The organism is Polaromonas sp. CT11-55 (genome assembly GCF_047303325.1).
Lineage (GTDB): Bacteria > Pseudomonadota > Gammaproteobacteria > Burkholderiales > Burkholderiaceae_C > Polaromonas.
In genome coordinates this window covers 178,881-196,597 of record NZ_JBKBEX010000001.1, presented here as the reverse complement: position 1 = coordinate 196,597, position 17,717 = coordinate 178,881, and the positions used below count along the sequence as shown (strand labels likewise).

General features: G+C 63.9%; 16 protein-coding genes. 1 reads left to right on the top strand and 15 read right to left on the bottom strand.

The window, feature by feature from the left end:
• Positions 1-167: 167 nt before the first annotated feature.
• A complete protein-coding gene (locus ACEN8I_RS01060) occupies positions 168-803 on the bottom strand; it encodes a hypothetical protein (RefSeq protein WP_413325376.1) in 636 nt (211 codons plus the stop codon).
• 683 nt (positions 804-1,486) lie between these two features.
• Positions 1,487-2,410 carry a trypsin-like peptidase domain-containing protein gene (locus ACEN8I_RS01055; RefSeq protein ID WP_413325374.1) on the bottom strand — a complete coding sequence of 308 codons (924 nt, stop codon included), beginning with the start codon at positions 2,408-2,410 and terminating at the stop codon, positions 1,487-1,489.
• A gap of 136 nt (positions 2,411-2,546) precedes the next feature.
• On the opposite strand from ACEN8I_RS01055, the gene ACEN8I_RS01050 reads away from it, so the two are divergent.
• On the top strand, positions 2,547-2,996 hold the full coding sequence (locus ACEN8I_RS01050; RefSeq protein ID WP_413325372.1) for a hypothetical protein: 450 nt from the start codon (positions 2,547-2,549) through the stop codon (positions 2,994-2,996).
• Between the two features lie 109 nt (positions 2,997-3,105).
• Here ACEN8I_RS01050 and ACEN8I_RS01045 read toward each other — a convergent pair whose 3' ends face one another.
• From ACEN8I_RS01045 to ACEN8I_RS00985, 13 genes are all read right to left on the bottom strand, one after another.
• On the bottom strand, positions 3,106-3,867 hold the full coding sequence (locus tag ACEN8I_RS01045) for a substrate-binding periplasmic protein (protein WP_413325370.1): 762 nt from the start codon (positions 3,865-3,867) through the stop codon (positions 3,106-3,108).
• Between the two features lie 183 nt (positions 3,868-4,050).
• Entirely contained in the window at positions 4,051-4,473 is a 423-nt protein-coding gene (locus ACEN8I_RS01040) for a dihydroneopterin aldolase (RefSeq protein ID WP_413325368.1), read from the bottom strand.
• A gap of 14 nt (positions 4,474-4,487) precedes the next feature.
• Positions 4,488-5,879, bottom strand: a complete 1,392-nt coding sequence (locus ACEN8I_RS01035; protein ID WP_413325366.1) for an L-serine ammonia-lyase — start codon at positions 5,877-5,879, stop codon at positions 4,488-4,490.
• Positions 5,880-5,972: 93 nt separating this feature from the next.
• A complete protein-coding gene (purU, locus tag ACEN8I_RS01030) occupies positions 5,973-6,833 on the bottom strand; it encodes a formyltetrahydrofolate deformylase (protein ID WP_413325363.1) in 861 nt (286 codons plus the stop codon).
• 67 nt (positions 6,834-6,900) lie between these two features.
• Entirely contained in the window at positions 6,901-8,103 is a 1,203-nt protein-coding gene (gene fdhA, locus ACEN8I_RS01025) for a formaldehyde dehydrogenase, glutathione-independent (RefSeq protein WP_413325361.1), read from the bottom strand.
• Positions 8,104-8,338: 235 nt separating this feature from the next.
• Positions 8,339-9,415 carry a GlxA family transcriptional regulator gene (locus ACEN8I_RS01020; RefSeq protein WP_413325359.1) on the bottom strand — a complete coding sequence of 359 codons (1,077 nt, stop codon included), beginning with the start codon at positions 9,413-9,415 and terminating at the stop codon, positions 8,339-8,341.
• An 8-nt stretch (positions 9,416-9,423) separates the two neighbouring features.
• On the bottom strand, positions 9,424-10,293 hold the full coding sequence (locus ACEN8I_RS01015) for an ABC transporter permease (protein WP_413325357.1): 870 nt from the start codon (positions 10,291-10,293) through the stop codon (positions 9,424-9,426).
• Entirely contained in the window at positions 10,286-11,323 is a 1,038-nt protein-coding gene (locus tag ACEN8I_RS01010) for a quaternary amine ABC transporter ATP-binding protein (protein WP_413325355.1), read from the bottom strand. The genes ACEN8I_RS01015 and ACEN8I_RS01010 overlap by 8 nt, the downstream gene beginning before the upstream one ends.
• A gap of 208 nt (positions 11,324-11,531) precedes the next feature.
• A complete protein-coding gene (locus tag ACEN8I_RS01005) occupies positions 11,532-12,629 on the bottom strand; it encodes a 2Fe-2S iron-sulfur cluster-binding protein (protein ID WP_413325352.1) in 1,098 nt (365 codons plus the stop codon).
• Positions 12,630-12,666: 37 nt separating this feature from the next.
• A complete protein-coding gene (locus ACEN8I_RS01000) occupies positions 12,667-13,923 on the bottom strand; it encodes an aromatic ring-hydroxylating oxygenase subunit alpha (RefSeq protein ID WP_413325350.1) in 1,257 nt (418 codons plus the stop codon).
• A 13-nt stretch (positions 13,924-13,936) separates the two neighbouring features.
• On the bottom strand, positions 13,937-14,719 hold the full coding sequence (locus ACEN8I_RS00995) for an electron transfer flavoprotein subunit beta/FixA family protein (RefSeq protein WP_413325348.1): 783 nt from the start codon (positions 14,717-14,719) through the stop codon (positions 13,937-13,939).
• Positions 14,716-15,828 carry an electron transfer flavoprotein subunit alpha/FixB family protein gene (locus ACEN8I_RS00990; protein ID WP_413325346.1) on the bottom strand — a complete coding sequence of 371 codons (1,113 nt, stop codon included), beginning with the start codon at positions 15,826-15,828 and terminating at the stop codon, positions 14,716-14,718. The genes ACEN8I_RS00995 and ACEN8I_RS00990 overlap by 4 nt, the downstream gene beginning before the upstream one ends.
• Entirely contained in the window at positions 15,825-17,717 is a 1,893-nt protein-coding gene (locus ACEN8I_RS00985; RefSeq protein WP_413325344.1) for a (Fe-S)-binding protein, read from the bottom strand. Before ACEN8I_RS00985 ends, ACEN8I_RS00990 begins: the two co-directional genes overlap by 4 nt.

Sequence of the window (17,717 nt, the reverse complement as noted above, 5' to 3'; positions counted from 1 at the left end):
CCGTCAGCAACAGCTTGGCCGGCGGGGGCGCCCGCGCCGAACAGCGTTGCTGCGAGCAGCGTGGCCTGTACGCCGGGTTGGCGGCGTATTGAGGGGAGGGCGACGGGCTCGATGGGCTTGTGACCGATGACTGGTACTTGTACAAAACCTGTGGTGATTGCATGAAGCTAGGTGTTTCCACCGCCGTCGCCGAACACTTTACCTAGGAAGAAAACCTGGCGATCTTCTTCTGGCAATCCCTGAGTGAGAGACTGCAGTCGGGCGTGGAATAAGCGTACAAACTCGGATCGCACCCAATGACCAGCAGTCGTGTGGTAGTGCATATCATGGTCAGTCACTTCTACATCGTAAACAGTTCGCGGATGCGTGAGGCGATTCCGAGCAGACTTTGCCGCAAGGAAATTTACGAACTCCGGCCCATCCGTCGATAGCCGAAAGTCAAGCAGCCAAATCTTCGCGGCAAGTTTGAAGGTTCGTTTTAGGTTCTCGTCCAGAGTGAGGAATTTACCTGGGCGTCCTCCAATGATTGTTAGTGGCCCAAGTGTTTCTCTCTCTTTTGGAGTGAGTAGTTCTTCGGAGTAGTGGCCGAGACGCACACTAGACCGCAGCTCTACCTTGACGCATTCAACTGCAGCCTCAATAAATGAGAAGACGGCCCTTACAACACATCGACGAAGGTATTGAGACTGACGATCTGCCTCGAGTACTTCGTAGGCTGAATTTATGTCCGTCAAAAGAACTTCCATCAGATCGTGGCTACGAATGAAACCTTCGCCTTTATCAATGCGGGGAGATCCTGGCATGTCTTATATCCGAGAGGCGACGAGTTCGATAATTTCCGCTAGTTCGGTAGTCATAGGTTCCGCTGCGGGCGTCGTGATCCCGTGAACTAGCGTTGAATACCGACCACGGTACGGTGCGTTGTGCAGGCCGCTGAGCGTGAGAAGTCATTGAGGCGGCTGAGCTGGAATCGGGAGACCTTCTGACTGCGCAAGTAGCCAAAGCGCTTCGAGGTTGTGCTGAAGCGTAGGCTCCCTGAGCCGTTTATTGTTTCCGTTTCGGGAGAGGTATCCTTTCAGCGCACACTCGGCAACCTGCCCTGCGACTAACGTGAGCGCAAGTGAAGCGCTGGGCCCTGCGAAGGCTAATGGCCGGACACCGCACATTAATGAGCGTGCCATTCCGACATAAGTAGAAGGTGGCTCCGCCGGCATCACGGTCATTGCCTCCATGGTGAGGTGTGCGGTCCCAAAAATTGGTGGAGGGGAATTCATTTGAGAAGGCTAGTAGTCGAGGCTCGATGGCTGAATGTTTGCCTATTGGTTTGTGTGGATCTGCCTTAAAGTGCGCCGCAGTTTCCGCGATATTGCTTCATACCCCTTCCGTCCTACCCAGTATGGCGCTCTCGATTGAGAGTCGCCTCATCCATTTAGGGGGTGTTTTCCCATAAAGAAGGAAGAAAGCGTGCCAATAGACCGGCTGCCGATTATTCCCAAGCTACATAGCGGAGCGCGACTTCGTTGTTGGGCGCACAAACTTCGAAAGCGTTTGGTCGTTCGATCGAAATACCGAACTTGAGACCCAGTTGAAGCAAGGAACCGGGAGGTGGCAGGGGATAAGGTGGCCCCGGCCAGACAGGGCAGACATGCGCTCGAATCAAAGCCGGCCATATGTGTGACACGAAGGTTGTTGTATCTCCTTCGTACGACGACGACACTACACCCACGAGGTATCCCCTGCTATCGAATACGGGGCCTCCGCTCATACCTCCTCGTGCCTCGCATTCGACGGCCAAGCAAGGACCAGGAAGCATGGAACGGTCTCGCCCATCGGGGTAGCGATCAATGACAGGCCCCAGCACACAGCCAGGAACCATCTCAATGCGTGTCGAATTCGATCGCTCTTCGGTGCGTCTCGCCGCAGAGAGCCCCGTGACAGTGAGCACATCGCCGATCGCCGGCATCCGCGTTGTAATCGACGCTACAGAAAAGTGGCGATCGGCTGGAAAGCTCGAACTCAGTGTCAAAGATAGAACCGCGAGATCTGTTTGGGGCACAGTTGCGACGCGCAGGACAGTCCACAACAACATGCCTCCTGGCAAAGGAGCTTGCGCGACAAGTGTTGCATCTCCCCGTGCGAGCTTCTCTAGGTAACCCTGGTCTTCCAGCACGTGGGCCGCGCATATGGCGAGGCCCGGCCCGACCATCGCCGCCGATCCGGTGGTATGGTGTCCTAGGTCGTCGCGGAAGCTGAGAGCCAATAAAATCCCCAATTGGGAACCTACTGGCATGTAGTCCCCATTCGAGCCTTGGAAGAGCAGGCGCCGTGGATCGAAGTTGAGCGTTTCGCCAATTCGCAGATCGATTTCCGGATTAGTTTGCGCGACGGTTGAAACCTCGTCCTTGTCCAATTTGTTCTCCGTCCTAATTTCTGCTTCTGGTTGGAAGCAACCGGTGGCTGGGTAACGGCAATATGTCGTTATGGATTGTTTGTGATTTTTGGCGTTTCTGTCTACTATCGACCGAAAAGCAGACATTCGAAAAATCATGCCACCCGAAAACATTGACCCTGAAGTTGCGGCCGCAGTTGAACGCCTGTCGGCTGTTGCTGCCGATGAGGTAACACTTGAGCGGCTGCAAAATCTGCGCTACCGAGTTGGTACACGGCTACTCTTCAGCAAAGGGAATGAGGCTCTTTTCGGAATGCAAGCATTCATACGTGAGGATCACCCAGAGTACCGATTCTTTGTTATGGGAAGACTGCTCGAAGTACGGCGCTTAGGTGGTTTCTCCGACAAATATTCGTTGGTGGACTTTCCGGCTGAGATGGAGGCGCAGCGTCAGTTGGTGCAAGAAAAGTTTTCGACACTCTTCGTGGCTACCGATGAAGGCCTTGGCTGGTTTGCTCCCACTCCATGGGAGCAGTTAGGAGAAGCCCAGAAAGCCATGTGCAGGCCGAAATTTGTTGAAGACAATCTTCGTTCTCATTTGATGTGAATTGTGGATATCTACCGCTTACGAGGCACTCGTTCTATCCACTGAACCATAGCGGAACTTTGCCGGATGAAGCCGCTTGGTTGCACAGTCTCCCGAATGTCAGCACCACCTACCGTATCAACGGAAAAGTCCGAAAGTACTCCGCTTCCAGCTGGGCCGGGTCGAGTTTTTTGAGGGCCGCGTCAAATGCATCGCGCATCTCCAGTCCCGCGGGGCTGCGCTTGAAGCAGACATGCAGTGTCAGCTGCGCGATGGGCCTGGGGTTGAACACTACCTGTTCGGCGCCGCCCAGGCGTGACAGGGTGTAGTTCAGCACGTTTTTGTCGATGACGATGCCGCGTATCTTGCCTTCCCTGAGCTTCTTCACGTTTTGCGCGTCGCTGGCGCCGGCCTCGACGGCCTGGCGTTTTTCCTTGATGGCGTTGTCGAAAGCTTCGCCGTTCACATAGCCTTCCACCACACCGAGCTTGTAGGGTTCCAGGTCAGAGATGGTGTTCCAGGTGATGGGCGCGCCTTTTAATGTCGCCACGCCCAGCAGGCTGGTGCCTATGGATTGGGACAGGTGGCAAGCTTGCTCCCGCTTGGTGTTGAAGTAGACGGGAAAGTAGCCCTCGTAGTTGGGATCTTTCTCGCCCCTTTCTACGGTGGTAGCCCAATCCGAGGAGGCGCTCATCAAGCGGTAGCCGGCGCTCTTTGCCACCACGGTGGCGACCCGGGTCGAGAGCCCGTCCTGCGGCAGCAACTGGCCGTTGTAGGGCGGCCATTCCAGTGTGGCCAGGCGCATCACCTTGGCGGTGGCAGAACTCGTCTGGGCTTGGCAGCTCAGCGCGGCCATGGCGGCCAGCGCCAAAACATACGAAATAACTTTCATACGACCTCCTCGGCTTCTTTGTGAAAACAAAAGGCCACAAATAATCAGCCTGCGCCCATTGTTGGGCGGCCTTGCTGCGTGCAGTGGTGCTGAGTGGACGCGCATTTGTCCAAACTCGACAGCGGCGCGGCATGGGAAGTGGCCGGCCGTGCCGGTGCTTGATCGCGAATCAGGCCTGCAGAGCTAAGCCCGGGCCGACAGGGCCAGCAGGCGCCGCTGTTCCTCGAATTGAAGCCGCGTGACTTCACGCTCCAGGCCCACCAGCCTGGCCTGGGGAATGGCTTGTGTCTTGTACAAGCCTATCCAGACATCGCTGATCCGGCTGTCGGCAAACACGTGGACCAGCAGCTCGTTCAAACGTGTTTCGAGCAGGGGCGTGTGCGCGCTGAGCGGCCACTCGTCGAGCATCCAGCGGCAGATCGGCTCGTAGTCAAAGCATTGCGCCAAAGTGGAAGGGGTTGCTTCGGCCAGCCCGCTGATGCGCAGGCTCACCAGGATGGGCTGGGGTTCGTGTTCATGCGCGTACACGCCGACGCGCAGCCGGGTCTCCAGCGACTCGACACGGGCCGTCCATCGGGAGCGCGGTGCCATGGACGGTTCACCCATGCTTTTCTCAAACACTAGCATTCAACAATATTGACCGCCAGCCCGCCGCGCGCGGTCTCCTTGTACTTGGTCATCATGTCGGCGCCGGTTTCGCGCATGGTCTTGATGACCTTGTCCAGGCTCACATGGTGGGTGCCGTCGCCGTGCAAGGCCATGCGGGCCGCGTTGATGGCCTTGACCGAGGCAATGGCGTTGCGCTCAATGCACGGAATCTGGACCAGGCCGCCGACCGGGTCGCAGGTCAGCCCCAGGTGGTGCTCCATGCCGATTTCGGCCGCGTTTTCGACCTGCTCAGGTGTGCCGCCCATGACGGCGCACAAGGCGGCCGCCGCCATGGAGCAGGCCACGCCGACCTCGCCCTGGCAACCCACTTCGGCGCCCGAGATGGAGGCGTTTTCCTTGTACAGCATGCCGATGGCGGCGGCGGTCAGCAGGAAGTCGATCACGCCGCCGGGCGTGGCCGTGGCGACAAAGCGCGTGTAGTAGTGCAGCACGGCCGGCACAATGCCCGCCGCGCCGTTGGTGGGCGCGGTGACGACGCGGCCGCCCGCAGCGTTCTCTTCGTTCACCGCCAGGGCATAGAGGTTGACCCAGTCCAGCACCTGCAGTGGGTCGCGCAGGGACGCCTCCGGGTTGGAGCGCAGCCGCTGGTGCAGCTCGGCGGCGCGGCGCTTGATCTTGAAGCCGCCGGGCAAGACGCCCTGGGTGCGGCAGCCGCGCTCCACGCAGGCCTGCATCACGTCCCAGATCCTGTGCAGGCCGGCGTCGATCTCGGCGTCGCTGCGCCAATGGCGTTCATTGCGGCGCATGAGCTCGGCAATCGAGATGCCGGCGCTTTTGCATTGCTGCATCAGCTCGTCGCCGCTGTGGAAAGGGTAGGGCAGCACGGTGACGTCGGGCGCCAGCACCTTCTGCTTGCTGCCGTCGGCCGCGACTTCATCGCTGACCACAAAGCCGCCGCCTACCGAGTAATAGCAGCGATTGAGCAGTTCCTCCCCTGCGGCGTCGTACGCGATGCAGCGCATGCCATTGGGGTGAAAGGGCAGGGTCTCGCGGCGGTAAAACGCCAGGTGCTCTTTCTCGCGGAAGGCCACCGGGTGGCGGCCCCCCAGCTGCAGCTGGCCGGTGCTGCGAATCGCCTCCAGCATCGCCGGAATGGCTTCCACATCAACGCTTTCGGGGTCATGCCCCTGCAGCCCCAGCAGCACGGCCTTGTCGGTGCCGTGGCCTTTGCCGGTGGAGCCCAGCGAGCCATAGAGCTTGACCTCCACGCGCGCGCAGGAGGCCAGCAGGCCCTGATGCGCCAGGCGCTCGGTGAACAGATGGGCAGCCCGCATGGGGCCCACGGTGTGCGAGCTGCTCGGGCCTATGCCAATCTTGAAAATATCAAAAACACTGACAGCCATGGTGGGGGATCTTCTGGCGCGGTGCGCCTGGATAAAAAATGGAAGAAATGAGGGAGTGGATGAATCAGCCCGTCCGTTCGGGGCCAGTGTGCCCTAACGCAGCACCACGGTTTTCATGCCGTTGATGAACACCCGCCGCTCCAGCACAAAACGCAGGGCCCGCGACAGCACCAGGCTTTCCACCAGGCGGCCGGCCTGCGACAGGTGCTGCGGTGTATCGGCGTGGTCCACACGCTCGACCGACTGCTCGATGATGGGGCCCTCGTCCAGGTCGGTGGTGGCGAAGTGGGCGGTCGCGCCTATCAGCTTGACGCCGCGGTCGTGGGCCTGCTGGTAGGGCTTGCCGCCCTTGAAGCCGGGCAGGAAGGAATGGTGGATGTTGATGACGCGGCCGTGCAGCTCCCGGCACAAGTCCTCCGACAGGACCTGCATGTAGCGGGCCAACACGACGAATTCGGCGCCGGTGTCCATGATCAGCCGGCGCAGTTTTTCTTCCTGCGCGGGTTTGGTTTCGGCGCTGATCGGCAGGTGGTGAAAGGGCAGGCCCTCGGCCTCGGCCAGGGGCGCCAGGTCGGCATGGTTGGAGGCAATGGCCACAATGTCCATCTTCAGTTCACCGCGCCGCCACTGCGCGATCAGCTCGCGCAGGCAGTGGTCGAACTTGGACACCATGACCAGCACGCGGGTGGGCTGCGCCAGGTCATGCAGCTGCCACTGCGCTTGCGGGAAACCTTTTGCCAGTTCGGCGAAGGCGCCGCGCAGCACTTCCACCGGGCTGCGCAAGCTGAAAACGCTGCGCACAAAAAAGCGTTCGGTCGTGTGGTCGTCAAACACCGAAAACTGCTCGATATAAGCCCCATGCTCGTTTAACAAGGCGGAGATGGCCGCGACCTGGCCCTGGGCGCTGCCGCAGGCCAGGTTCAGGCAGTAGTGGGTGTTGGTATCCGGGGTCATGAACAAGGAAAGTTTTGGAGTTTGGGTTCTTGCAGGGATACGAGGCGCCGCCTCGTATCCCTGCCAGTCAGGCCGCCATCTTCAGCTGCCTGTGCGGGTCAATGACGAATTTCTTGGGCGCGCCGGCATCGAACTCGGCATAGCCCGAGGGCGCTTCGTCCAGCGATATCACCTGGACGCCCACCACGTCGGCGATCTTGATGCGGTCCCACAAGATGGCCTGCATCAGCGCGCGGTTGTATTTCATGACGGGCGTCTGGCCGGTGAAGAAGCTGTGCGATTTGGCCCAGCCCAGGCCCAGGCGAAGGCTGAGCGAGCCGGTCTTGGCGGCCTTGTCGACACCGCCGGGATCTTCCGTGACGTAGAGGCCCGGAATGCCGATCTTGCCCGCCGCGCGCGTGACTTCCATCAGCGAATTGAGCACCGCGGCCGGGGCTTCCGTCTGCGAGCCCGCGTGGCCGTGACCGCGCGCCTCGAAGCCCACCGCATCCACGGCGCAGTCGACTTCCGGTGTGCCCAGGATGTGCGCGATCTGCTCGCCCAGGGGGGCATCCTTGGACAGGTCGACGGTCTCGAAACCGACCTTGCGCGCATGCTCCAGGCGCGCCGGGTTGATGTCGCCGACGATGACGACGGCGGCCCCGAGCAATCGCGCCGATGCGGCGGCAGCCAGGCCGACCGGGCCGGCGCCGGCCACATACACCGTGCTGCCGGGGCCGACCCCGGCCGTCACCGCGCCGTGGAAGCCGGTGGGCAGGATGTCGGAGAGGCAGGTGAGGTCGCGGATTTTTTCTATCGCCTGTTCGCGGTCTGGGAACTTCAGCAAATTGAAGTCGGCATAGGGCACCATGACGTACTCGGCTTGCCCGCCTATCCAGCCGCCCATGTCGACGTAGCCGTAGGCGCCGCCCGCGCGCGAGGGATTCACGCTGAGGCACACGCCGGTGTGCTGCTCCTTGCAGGTCCGGCAGCGCCCGCAGGCGACGTTGAAGGGAACGGACACGATGTCGCCGCGCTGCAGCGTTTCGACGTCGCGGCCGACTTCGAGCACCTCGCCCGTGATCTCATGGCCCAGCACCAGGCCGGCCGGCGCCGTGGTGCGGCCGCGCACCATATGCTGGTCGGAGCCGCAGATGTTGGTGGTGAGCACCTTCAGGATCACGCCGTGTTCGGCCTTGCCGCCCAGCGGATTGAGCAGTTTGGGAAACGGGATGGACTGGACTTCAACCTGGCCCTGGCGCAGGTAGACGACACCGCGATTAGCTGACATTCTGAGTCTCCTTGTGTTGGTATGGAATGGCTTGCCCGGCTGTCGCATCCGGCGCGTCGCATCTCAAAGGCAGGAGGGCGTTCTTGCTTGCAGCTTCATGCCCCGTTCCTTGTCAACGTGAAATCGCGCGGTGCTACGGCACCACTGCACTTTTACAGGTTGAGGCTGCGCAACTTTGCTGGGAGCGACGCGGAGTTGTCCCGCAGCGGCAGGTATGCGGCCGCGGCCGCGCGCTTCAGGCGGCGCGTTTGAGGGGCACCACGCGCTTGCGCGAGGCCCTGGTGCGCGCTTCGCTCTCGCCCACCTTGCCGCGGCGTTCCTCGCTGGGCGCGTGCCCGAACAGGCTGCGGTAGGCCTTGCAGAAATGCGAGGACGACTGGAAGCCGCAGGCCACGGTGACTTGCATGATGGGGTGGCTGCTGTGCGTCAGCAGCTCCTGCGCCCGGCGCAGCCGCAGGTTCATGTAGTACTGCGCCGGGTTGATGCTGAAGTAGCGGTGGAACAGGCGCTCGAGCTGGCGCAGCGAAAGCCCGACGGCGCCCGCCAGCTCGGCCAGGGGCAGGGGGTCTTCAATGTTGGCCGCCATGATTTCGGCGGCCTCCGTCAGATGCTGGTAACCCGGGCCTATGCATTCGGGCTGCGGGATGCGCTGGCGGTCGTTGCTGGCGCGCAGCCGCTCCACGATGAATTGTTCGGAGATGTCCATCACCAGCTTGGCGCCGTGGGCGCCGCGGATCAGGTGCAGCATCAGGTGCAGGGGGGCCGTGCCGCCGGAGCAGGTCATGCGGTCGCGGTCGAGGATGAAGACCTCGGGCGCGAAGCGCACCTTGGGAAACTCCTCGCTGATGGCGGCCAGGTTTTCCCAATGGATGGCGCAGCGGTAGCCGTCCAGCAGCCCGGCGCTGGCCAGGGCAAAGGAGCCCGTGCACAGCGCGCCCATGACCGCGCCGCCGGCGGCGCAGCGGCGCAGCAGTTGACGCACGCCGTCGTTGGTGACGCTGCGGATGTTGACGCCGCCGCAGACAAAAACCATGTCGCAGCCGGCCAGCTCGGCCAGCTCCCCGGTGGTCGCCAGCGCCAGGCCGTTGCTGGCCACCGCGCTGGCCTGCTCGGGGTTCACCACGGTCCACCGGTACAGGGGCCGGCGGCTGATGTAGTTGGCCATGCGCAGCGTTTCCACGGCGTTGGCAAACGCGATCATCGAATAGTCGTGCAGCAGGATGAAGCCGACGTGGGTGCCGTCTTTTTTGGACTTGACCTCGTCGGCGCCAACTGTTTTTGGCGCAGGAGGCTCAACCGGAACGCGTGGCATGGATGCTCCTAGTCACTGCTCTCGCGGGCCACGCCAAAACTCTCGGTGAGGCGGTCGAGGATGATGGCCAGCAAGACCACCGCCAGCCCACTCTCGAACCCCAGGCCGATGTCCAGTCGCTGGATGCTGGCGAGTACGTCGTTGCCCAGGCCGCCCGCCCCCACCATGGAGGCGATGATGACCATGGACAGCGCCATCATGATAGTCTGGTTGACGCCGGCCATGATGGTCGGCAGGGCAATCGGGAGCTGCACCTTGAACAGCAGCTGGGTGGAGGTGCAGCCGAAGGCATTGCCCGCTTCCACCTGTTCAGAGCTCACCTGGCGTATGCCCAGGCTGGTCAGGCGCACCACGGGCGGCATGGCGAAGATCACGGTGGCGATGATGCCGGGCACCCGGCCCAGGCCGAACAGCATGGCCGCGGGGATCAGGTAGACAAAAGCGGGCATGGTCTGCATGAAGTCCAGCATGGGCCGTATGGTGGCGTTCACCCGCGGCGCGCGGGCGCACCAGATGCCCAGCGGTATGCCGAAGAACAGGCTGATCAAGGTGGCTGAGAGTGTGAGCGCCAGGGTGACCATGGTCTGCAGCCAGAAGCCGGTGACCACAATCAGCGTCAGGGCCAGCGCCACAAACACGCCGAATTTCCAGCCCAGCCGGCGCACGCCCACGACGGTGGCCACCAGGATGACCGCCCAGAAGGGAACGGCCAGGGTGCCGATCTCGACCCACGTGGCGAATTTTTCGACCACCACACCGATGGAATCGAAGACGGCGGCGCCGTTGTCCAGCAGGTGTTTCACCCCGGCGTTGACCCACTTGCCCAGGGGCAGGACGTCGTGGGAGGCTTCGGTGATTTGCGAGAGAAGATTAGACATGGCGGGCCTCTTGAGCCATTCGGACGAGCAGGCTGCGCGCGGAGATGCAGCCCAGTAATTGGTCGGTGGCGTCGAACACGCCCACCGGTTGGTCCATGCCCAGCACAATCTTCATGGCTTCGGGCAAGGTGGTGTGGGACGGCAGGCGCGGCCCGCCGTTGTAGGAGTGGCCGTTCAGGCCCGGGTCCAGCAGGTCGGCCGCGGTCAGGTAGCGCGAGGTGTCCACGCCTTCGAAAAAGCGTCGCACATAGTCATTGGCCGGCTGGGTGATGATCTGGTGGGGTGTGCCTTCCTGCACCAGGTTGCCGCCTTCCATGATGGCGATGCGGGTGCCTATGCGCAGGGCTTCTTCGAGGTCGTGCGAAACGAACAGCACCGTGCGCTGCTGTTCGCGCTGCAAGTCCAGCATCAGGCCTTGCATTTCCACGCGCTTGAGCGGGTCCAGCGCCGAGAAGGCTTCATCCATCAGCAGGATGTCGGGGTCCACCGCCAGGGCGCGCGCCAGCCCCACGCGCTGCTGCATGCCGCCCGACAGTTGAGAAGGGTATTTCGCCGCATAGGTCTGCAAGCCCACCTGGGCCAGCACTTGCATGGCCCGGTCCTCGCGCGCCTTGCGCGGCGTGCCCGCCATCTCTAGGCCGAAGGCGGCGTTGTCCAGCACATTGCGGTGCGGCATGAGCGCGAAAGACTGGAACACCATGGCCACCCGCTTGCGCCGCCACTTGACCAGGTCGCATTGCGGCAGGGCGGTGATGTCTTCACCGTCGATGTTGATGGAGCCTGAGGACGGCTCGACCAGGCGGTTGATGAGCCGGATCAGTGTGGACTTTCCCGAGCCCGACAAACCCATGAGCACGTAGATCTCGCCCGGCATGACGTCGAAGCTGACTTTGTTGACGCCGACGACGTGCCCGGTCTTGGCAAACACTTCGTCCTTGCTCAGGCCTTCCCCCAGCAACTTCACGGCTTCTGAAATATTGCTTCCGAAAATCTTGTAAAGATTTCGGACACTGATCTTGGGTTTTGTCATCGTATGTCTCCGGGGAAATTTCGCTGCATGTTTCGGTTCTTTTTATGAGCAAGCAGCGTGCCACGATTTTGTCGGGCGCAGGGGTTTCAAGCTATAGGGTTTGTCCATGGAGGGCCTCGATTTCTGCCGTTAAACGCCAAAAAAATTTGCATAACTTCCAATGAGGGTTCAAAGCGATTCTTGATTCGGTGCATGCACGTTTTTGAGCTCACCGATCCAGTGCGACATCACTCACGGGTTTGCTGCAGCAAGGCAGGATCCAGCCCTGGTCGATCTCGCGCGGGCGAATGCCGCCGGCGTGTTTCATCTCCACCTGGCCGGAGATCTTTTTGGTTTTGCAGGTGCCGCAGATGCCGCTGCTGCAGGAGGACGGCAGGCGCAGGCCCGCGGCCGTGGCCGCCTGCAAAATGGTCTGGTCGGCGCGGCACGGGAAGGACTGGCCCATCTTCTGCAGCTGGATGCTGTGCGTGGCTGTGGCGTCGCCATCGCCGTCGGCCTGCGCTTGCGCCTCGGGCTGCGCCTGGTCGGCAAACGAAAAACTCTCTTCGCGGTAGCGCCGCATGTCGTAGCCCGCCGCCGCCAGCAACTGACGCACCGCCGCCATGAAAGGCGCCGGGCCGCAGGTGTAGACGTCGCGCTGCAGGAAGTCGGGCGCGATATGCGCCAGCCGCGCCGCGTCCATGCGACCGATATGCCCGGCATAGGCGCTGCCCGGCGTGTGCTGCTCGCACACGGTGGCCAGCCGCAGCTGCGCCATGTTGCGCGCCATCAAGGTCAGCTCTTCGGGGAACAGCACGTCCGCGGGGCTGCGCGCGCAATGCGCGAACACGATGTCGGCATCGCTGCCCAGGTCGTGCAGCGCGCGGGTCATGGACATCAAGGGTGTGATGCCGCTGCCGCCCGAGAGGAACAGGTAGCGCTGTGCCGGCGCCTTGAAGCAGCTGAATTCCCCGGCGGGCCCGATCACGCCCAGCGCCATGCCAGGGCGCAAGTTGTCATGCAGCCAGTTGGAAACAGTCCCGCCCGGCACGCGCTTGACGGTGATGCTGACCAGGTCGGGGCGGGTGGGCGTGCTGGACAGCGTGTAGCAACGGTTGATCTTGCTGCCCGCGATGTCCAGCTCCAGCGTGATGAACTGGCCCGGCAGGTAGCGAAAACTGCGCGGCCCTTGCGCCGCGAGCACAAAGGTTTTGACGTCGTGCGTTTCCTGGCGCACCTGGACGCAGCGCAGGGTTTCGTCCCGGTCGGAAGACCAGGGCGGGGAGGCGGGCGCCGCGAAGTCAGGAGCGTGAAGAGAGGTGGACATGGGGATGGGCCAGAACGCTGGAAATATCGGTGGATGTTTACCGGGTCAGTGCACTGAGGCGGTTCACATACCAGTTGCAGAATTTTTCGACCAGGCCTTCGGTGTACGGTGAATACGGCCCGGGCTGGTAGGCGCCGGTGGCGATGCCGATCTGCGACTCCTCCACCAGGCGGCGGTCCTGCGCATTGGTGGCATTCCACACGGCGGTCAGGTTTTCCACGGTGTAGTCCACACCCTCCACCGCATCCTTGTGCACGCACCAGGTGGTGCGCACCAGGGTTTTGGTGGCCGAGATCGGCAGCACGGAGAAGCTGACGATGTGGTCGCTCATGAAGTGGTGCCAGGAGTTGGGCTGCGTCCAGAACGACAGGCCGCCCAGCGCCGGATCGACAAAATCGGCCAGCAGTTTTTTGGAGGCGACCTCGGCGTTCATGGTTTGCGACTGGCCGGAGCGGTCAATCGGCAGGCGCTGGGTGCGAAAGCCCGTCACGCGGTCGTCCAGGGTGTCGATCTCCGCCGAGGGCAGGCCCATGGCTTCCCAGCGTTTGTGGCTGGCGTCCATGATGTCCTGGAACTGTTGCTGCCCGGCGGCGTTGTGTTCGTCCGGCTTGTAGCCAAAGCCGTATTCGTACAGGGAGATGGTCAGCTCGGGGTGGTTGCTCATGCAGTGGTAGCACTCCCGGTTGTTTTCCATGGTGAGCTTCCAGTTGCAGTCTTCCACGATGTCGACCTGGGCCGCCACCTTGCACTGGCTCAGCTGGTGGGGTGCCAGGTAAGGCGTCATCTCGGCCACCATCTGCTCGAAGTCTTCGGGCGGGTTTTCCGCCAGGCAGATGAAGATCAAACCCGCCAGGCTGCGCACATGCACCGGCTTGAGGCCCAGGCCCGAGGCGTCGAAGTCGTCGCCCATGTGCTTGGCGTGGATCAGCTTGCCGGTCAGGTCGTAAGTCCATTGGTGGTAAGGGCAGACGATGTTGCCGACCACGCCTTGCCGGCTGGCGCACAGGCGCGAGCCGCGGTGGCGGCAGACATTGTGGAAGGCCCGCACCTGCATGTCGTCGTCGCGCACGATCAGGATGGAGTTCTTGTCGAAGTCCACGGTGATGTAGTCGCCGGCTTCGGCGATCTGCGGCTCGACGGCGACGAAGATCCAGTGCTTGCCGAAGATGTGTTCCATGTCGGCCTGCAGCACCGTGTCGCTGAGGTAGAACGGCGCCTCCAGGCTGTAGCCTGGGCGGCGGCGGGCCAGCAACTCACGGGTCAGCAGGGTTTGCGCGGAAAGGGTCTTTGTCATAGTGGGCGTTTCGTCAAAAATGAACAAGAGAATGGGTACGCAGGTAGTCCAGTACCGCCTGCGCCTTGGTGAGCGGGTCGCCTGCCTGCAGCACGGCGCCGCCCGTCGAGGGCGATTCGATCGCGCCCAGCATGCGGGCGTGGCCGCTTTGCTGGGTGCGGGCCTCCAGCAGCTTGCGGCGCTTGCTGCCGGCAACCCGCTGGCCTGCGGGTGCTGATGGGGATGCAGATGCGGATGAAGGCTTGGTCGCCTGCAGCGGCTTGCGCACGATGCGGCCCGCCATGGCGTCGGCCAGCGAATGGCGCAATGTGGGTGATGCGGCGGCGCTGACCACCAGCACGGCCGGTGCCTGCACGCGCAGGCGGCGCCGCGCTCCCTTGGGCAGGGCCTGGGTCACGATCCAGGCGGAACCTTCGGCCTGTATGCCCAGGACATCGGCGACCACGGGGCGCTGCAGCGCGGCCGCCAGGGCATAGGGCAATATTCCTGTGCTGCCGGTACCGTGTTCGGCTTCGGAGCGGATTCCCGCCAACACCCAGGGCACATCGCGCAAGGCCGGCAGCAGGCGTGCCGCGATGTCGGCGTCTTCGCCGCATTCCAGGACCTCCAGCAGCGGCGCGCCCAGGGCCAGGTAATCGCGGGCGACCGCATCGGGCAGCGGGCCTGCCGTCAGCAGCCGCACGGCGCCCGACACACCCAAAGCCAGGGCGGCAGCGGCCGCATCGGCGCGGCTGCGCACGGGCCGGCCGCTGACCGCGTGCTTGCGGGCCGCCACGAGTACGGTGATGTCGCTCATGCGGCCTCCTTCTGTTGGCGCACCAGTTCCAGCAGCGCCCGCATCAGGGCCGCGCTGTCTTCCACCACGGTCAGGTCGGCGCGGCGCGCGATGGGCGCTGAGGCATCGAGGTTCACCGCGATGACGTGGCGGCAATCCTTGATGCCTTGCAGGTGCTGCACCGCGCCCGAGATGCCCAGCGCCAGGTAAGCCGAAGCGGAAACGGTTTTCCCCGTGGCGCCGATTTGCTGGGCCCGCGCAAAACGGCCGTCGTCCACCGCGACGCGCGAGGCGCCGACGGCGGCGCCCACTTCCAGCGCCAGCGCGTGGAACAGCGGCAGGTCGGTGACGCCGTTGCCCGCGGCCAGGATGAAGTCGGCTTCCTCGAGTGCCAGCGTTTTGGGGTCCCCGGCCTGCACACCGAGGTCCTCGATGCCGCGCTCGGAAACAGTCGGCACAGGCAGCGCGGGTTCGCGCACGCCGAGCCCGACAAAGGGCAGCTTGGTGCTGGCCACGCCCTTGGCCAGCAGCATGACCTGGGCATGCGGGCGCAACCAGTCCTGGCCGGCGCCGGCGGGCACGCGCAGGCTGTCCGCCCCCAGCTCGACCACGCCGCAGGCCAGGCCCAGCCCGGCCTGGACGGCAAAGCGGCGGCCCAGCTGGCCGTCAAAGCCGGTGTCGGCAAACAGCCAGTGTTGGGGCGCCCAGGCGGCTTGCAGGCCTTGCAGCCATTGCACGCAGGCTGCGGGCTGGTAGCGGTTCGCATCAAAATCCTCGGCCACCAGCAAGCGGTCCGCGCCCAGCGCGGCCACATCGTCGTGGCAAGGCCCCAGCACCGCGAGGATGACTTCGGTATCGGCCGAGGCCAGGATCGCCGCCGCCGCAACCGCCTGGCGTGCCGCGTCGCTCAGTGCGCCGCGCTCCGCGCGCGCTACCACCATGGTGGCGCGGCTAAAGGGGCCCTTGCTGCGCACAGCCTTGGCAACCGGCGCATCGAGGCGATTTGCGCTGATGCGTTCGCCTTCGCTGCTGCCCAGCACGATGCGGCGCAGGCCCGCGGGCGTGATGATGGCGGGTCGGCGCGGGTCCACGCGTCGCAGCGGGCCTGGGGGGACGTGTGCGGTGCTCATGCGACCTCCAATGCATGGGCCAGCAGTTCGGCCACATCGAGCACTTCGGGCCGCGGCCCGACCACGCCTTCGAGCATGGCGGTGCAGTTGGGGCAGGCCACGGCCACCACACCTGCGCCGGCAAGCTTCGCGTCGGCGATACGGATGTCCGGGATGCGCGTGGCGCCGGGAATGTCGGTGAACGGTGCGCCGCCCCCGCCGCCGCAGCAGCGGCCGCGCTCGCGGTTGCGTTCCATCTCCACGACCTTGATGCCTATGCCCTTGAGCACGGCGCGCGGCGCGTCCACTTCGCGGCCGTAGCGGCCCAGGTAGCAGGGATCGTGGTAGGTCACGGCCTCCACGCTGCCGGCACGCGTGGGCTGGAGCTTGCCCTCGGCCAGCAGCTGGGCCAGCAGCTGGGTGTGGTGCCAGACGTCGAAGTCGCCACCCATGGCGGGGTACTCGTTTTTCAGCGAATGGAAGATATGCGGGTCGGGTGTCACGATGTGCTGGAAGCCGCGCGCCTTCAGCGTGGCGATGAGCTGGCGCGACAGGCGCTGGAAGCCATGCTCGTCGCCCAGGCGGCGTGCCAGGTCGCCGCAGTCGGTTTCCGCCGCGCCCAGCAGGGCGATCTGCAGGCCGGCTTTTTGCAGCGTCTTGATGAAGGCGCGCAGGGTGCGCTGGTAGCGCATGTCAAAGCCGCCTTCGCCCACCAGCACCAGCCAGTCGGTCCGGCCGCCGGCATCGAGCACCGGCACATTCAGGTCGGCCGCCCAGTGGTGCCGGGCCGTGAGCGGGAAACCGCCGGCGGTGTCGGTGTCGCGCAGCTGCTCCAGCACTTCCATGCCCTTGTTCGGCACCACGCCATCGACCAGGGTCATGTGGCGCCGCATGTCGACGATGGCGTCCACATGTTCTATCAGCATGGGGCATTCCTGCACGCAGGCCCGGCAGGTGGTGCAGGACCAGAGCGTCTCGCTGTTGATCAGGCCGTTCACGATGGGCAGGCCGGGCGCTCCACCGTGCTGGCCGATGGGCTGGCCTGGATAAGGGCTGCCCGCGTAGCCGGCGTCGGTCCTGGCGCTCATGCCGACCACCAGGTCCTGGATCAGTTTTTTCGGGTTCAGCGGCTGGCCCGCCGCGAAGGCCGGGCAGGCGGCTTCGCATTTGCCGCACTGCACGCAGGCATCGAAGGACAGCAGCTTGTTCCAGGCGAAGTCGGCGGGCTTGCCCACACCCATGTCGTCCGCGCTCAGGCGCAGCGGCTTGAGGGCGGTGGCGAAGCGTTTTTCGGCGGGGCTGCCAAAACGCTCGGGCCGCGGATGCAGGCCCAGGTGCAGCAGACCGGCCACGGCATGTTTCATGGGGCCGCCCAGGCCTATGCCCAGCGCCAGCTCCGCCGCGCCGGCGGCGAAGGCCAGGCTGATCAGGCCGGCCAGCCAGGGCGCCAGGGCAGTGCCGGTGAAGGCCACTGCACCGACCAGGGCCACGGCGGCCGCGAACAGCATCAGCGAATAGGGCAGGCGGCTCCACGGGCCTTTGGACAGGCGCGCCGGTGCGTTGCGGCGGCGCGAAGCCATGGCGATGGCGCCGGCCAGCATCATCAACCCGGCCAGCAGCAGCGCCGCATCCAGTACCCGCAAGTACAGGCCCAGGCCGTAATTCAGCGCGACCAGCGCCAGGGCCAGGATGGCGCCGCCAGCCACGCCGACATGGGCGCGGGCCACAAAGGGCTCACGCGCCACCACGTCATGCAAGTCCACAAAGTAGCGCTTCGGTATTTGCAACAGCCCGCGCAGGTCCACGCCGGCCTGCCGGCCTGTTTTCCAGATGAGCGCGCGCCGGCCCATGCCCCAGGCCAGGGCCAGGACGGCCAGCCAGAACACGGCGCTTACAAGCTGGGGCAGCAT

Bases quoted from the DNA above. Each gene is read 5' to 3' on its own strand.
- ACEN8I_RS00995 (WP_413325348.1), bottom strand. From the start codon at position 14,719: ATGAGCGACATCACCGTACTCGTGGCGGCCCGCAAGCACGCGGTCAGC.
- ACEN8I_RS01000 (WP_413325350.1), bottom strand. From the start codon at position 13,923: ATGACAAAGACCCTTTCCGCGCAAACCCTGCTGACCCGTGAGTTGCTG.
- ACEN8I_RS01035 (WP_413325366.1), bottom strand. From the start codon at position 5,879: ATGGCTGTCAGTGTTTTTGATATTTTCAAGATTGGCATAGGCCCGAGC.
- ACEN8I_RS01050 (WP_413325372.1), top strand. From the start codon at position 2,547: ATGCCACCCGAAAACATTGACCCTGAAGTTGCGGCCGCAGTTGAACGC.
- ACEN8I_RS01060 (WP_413325376.1), bottom strand. From the start codon at position 803: ATGCCAGGATCTCCCCGCATTGATAAAGGCGAAGGTTTCATTCGTAGC.
- ACEN8I_RS01040 (WP_413325368.1), bottom strand. From the start codon at position 4,473: ATGGGTGAACCGTCCATGGCACCGCGCTCCCGATGGACGGCCCGTGTC.
- ACEN8I_RS01010 (WP_413325355.1), bottom strand. From the start codon at position 11,323: ATGACAAAACCCAAGATCAGTGTCCGAAATCTTTACAAGATTTTCGGA.
- ACEN8I_RS01005 (WP_413325352.1), bottom strand. From the start codon at position 12,629: ATGTCCACCTCTCTTCACGCTCCTGACTTCGCGGCGCCCGCCTCCCCG.
- ACEN8I_RS00990 (WP_413325346.1), bottom strand. From the start codon at position 15,828: ATGAGCACCGCACACGTCCCCCCAGGCCCGCTGCGACGCGTGGACCCG.
- ACEN8I_RS01015 (WP_413325357.1), bottom strand. From the start codon at position 10,293: ATGTCTAATCTTCTCTCGCAAATCACCGAAGCCTCCCACGACGTCCTG.
- fdhA (WP_413325361.1), bottom strand. From the start codon at position 8,103: ATGTCAGCTAATCGCGGTGTCGTCTACCTGCGCCAGGGCCAGGTTGAA.
- ACEN8I_RS00985 (WP_413325344.1), bottom strand. From the start codon at position 17,717: ATGCTGCCCCAGCTTGTAAGCGCCGTGTTCTGGCTGGCCGTCCTGGCC.
- ACEN8I_RS01045 (WP_413325370.1), bottom strand. From the start codon at position 3,867: ATGAAAGTTATTTCGTATGTTTTGGCGCTGGCCGCCATGGCCGCGCTG.
- purU (WP_413325363.1), bottom strand. From the start codon at position 6,833: ATGACCCCGGATACCAACACCCACTACTGCCTGAACCTGGCCTGCGGC.
- ACEN8I_RS01020 (WP_413325359.1), bottom strand. From the start codon at position 9,415: ATGCCACGCGTTCCGGTTGAGCCTCCTGCGCCAAAAACAGTTGGCGCC.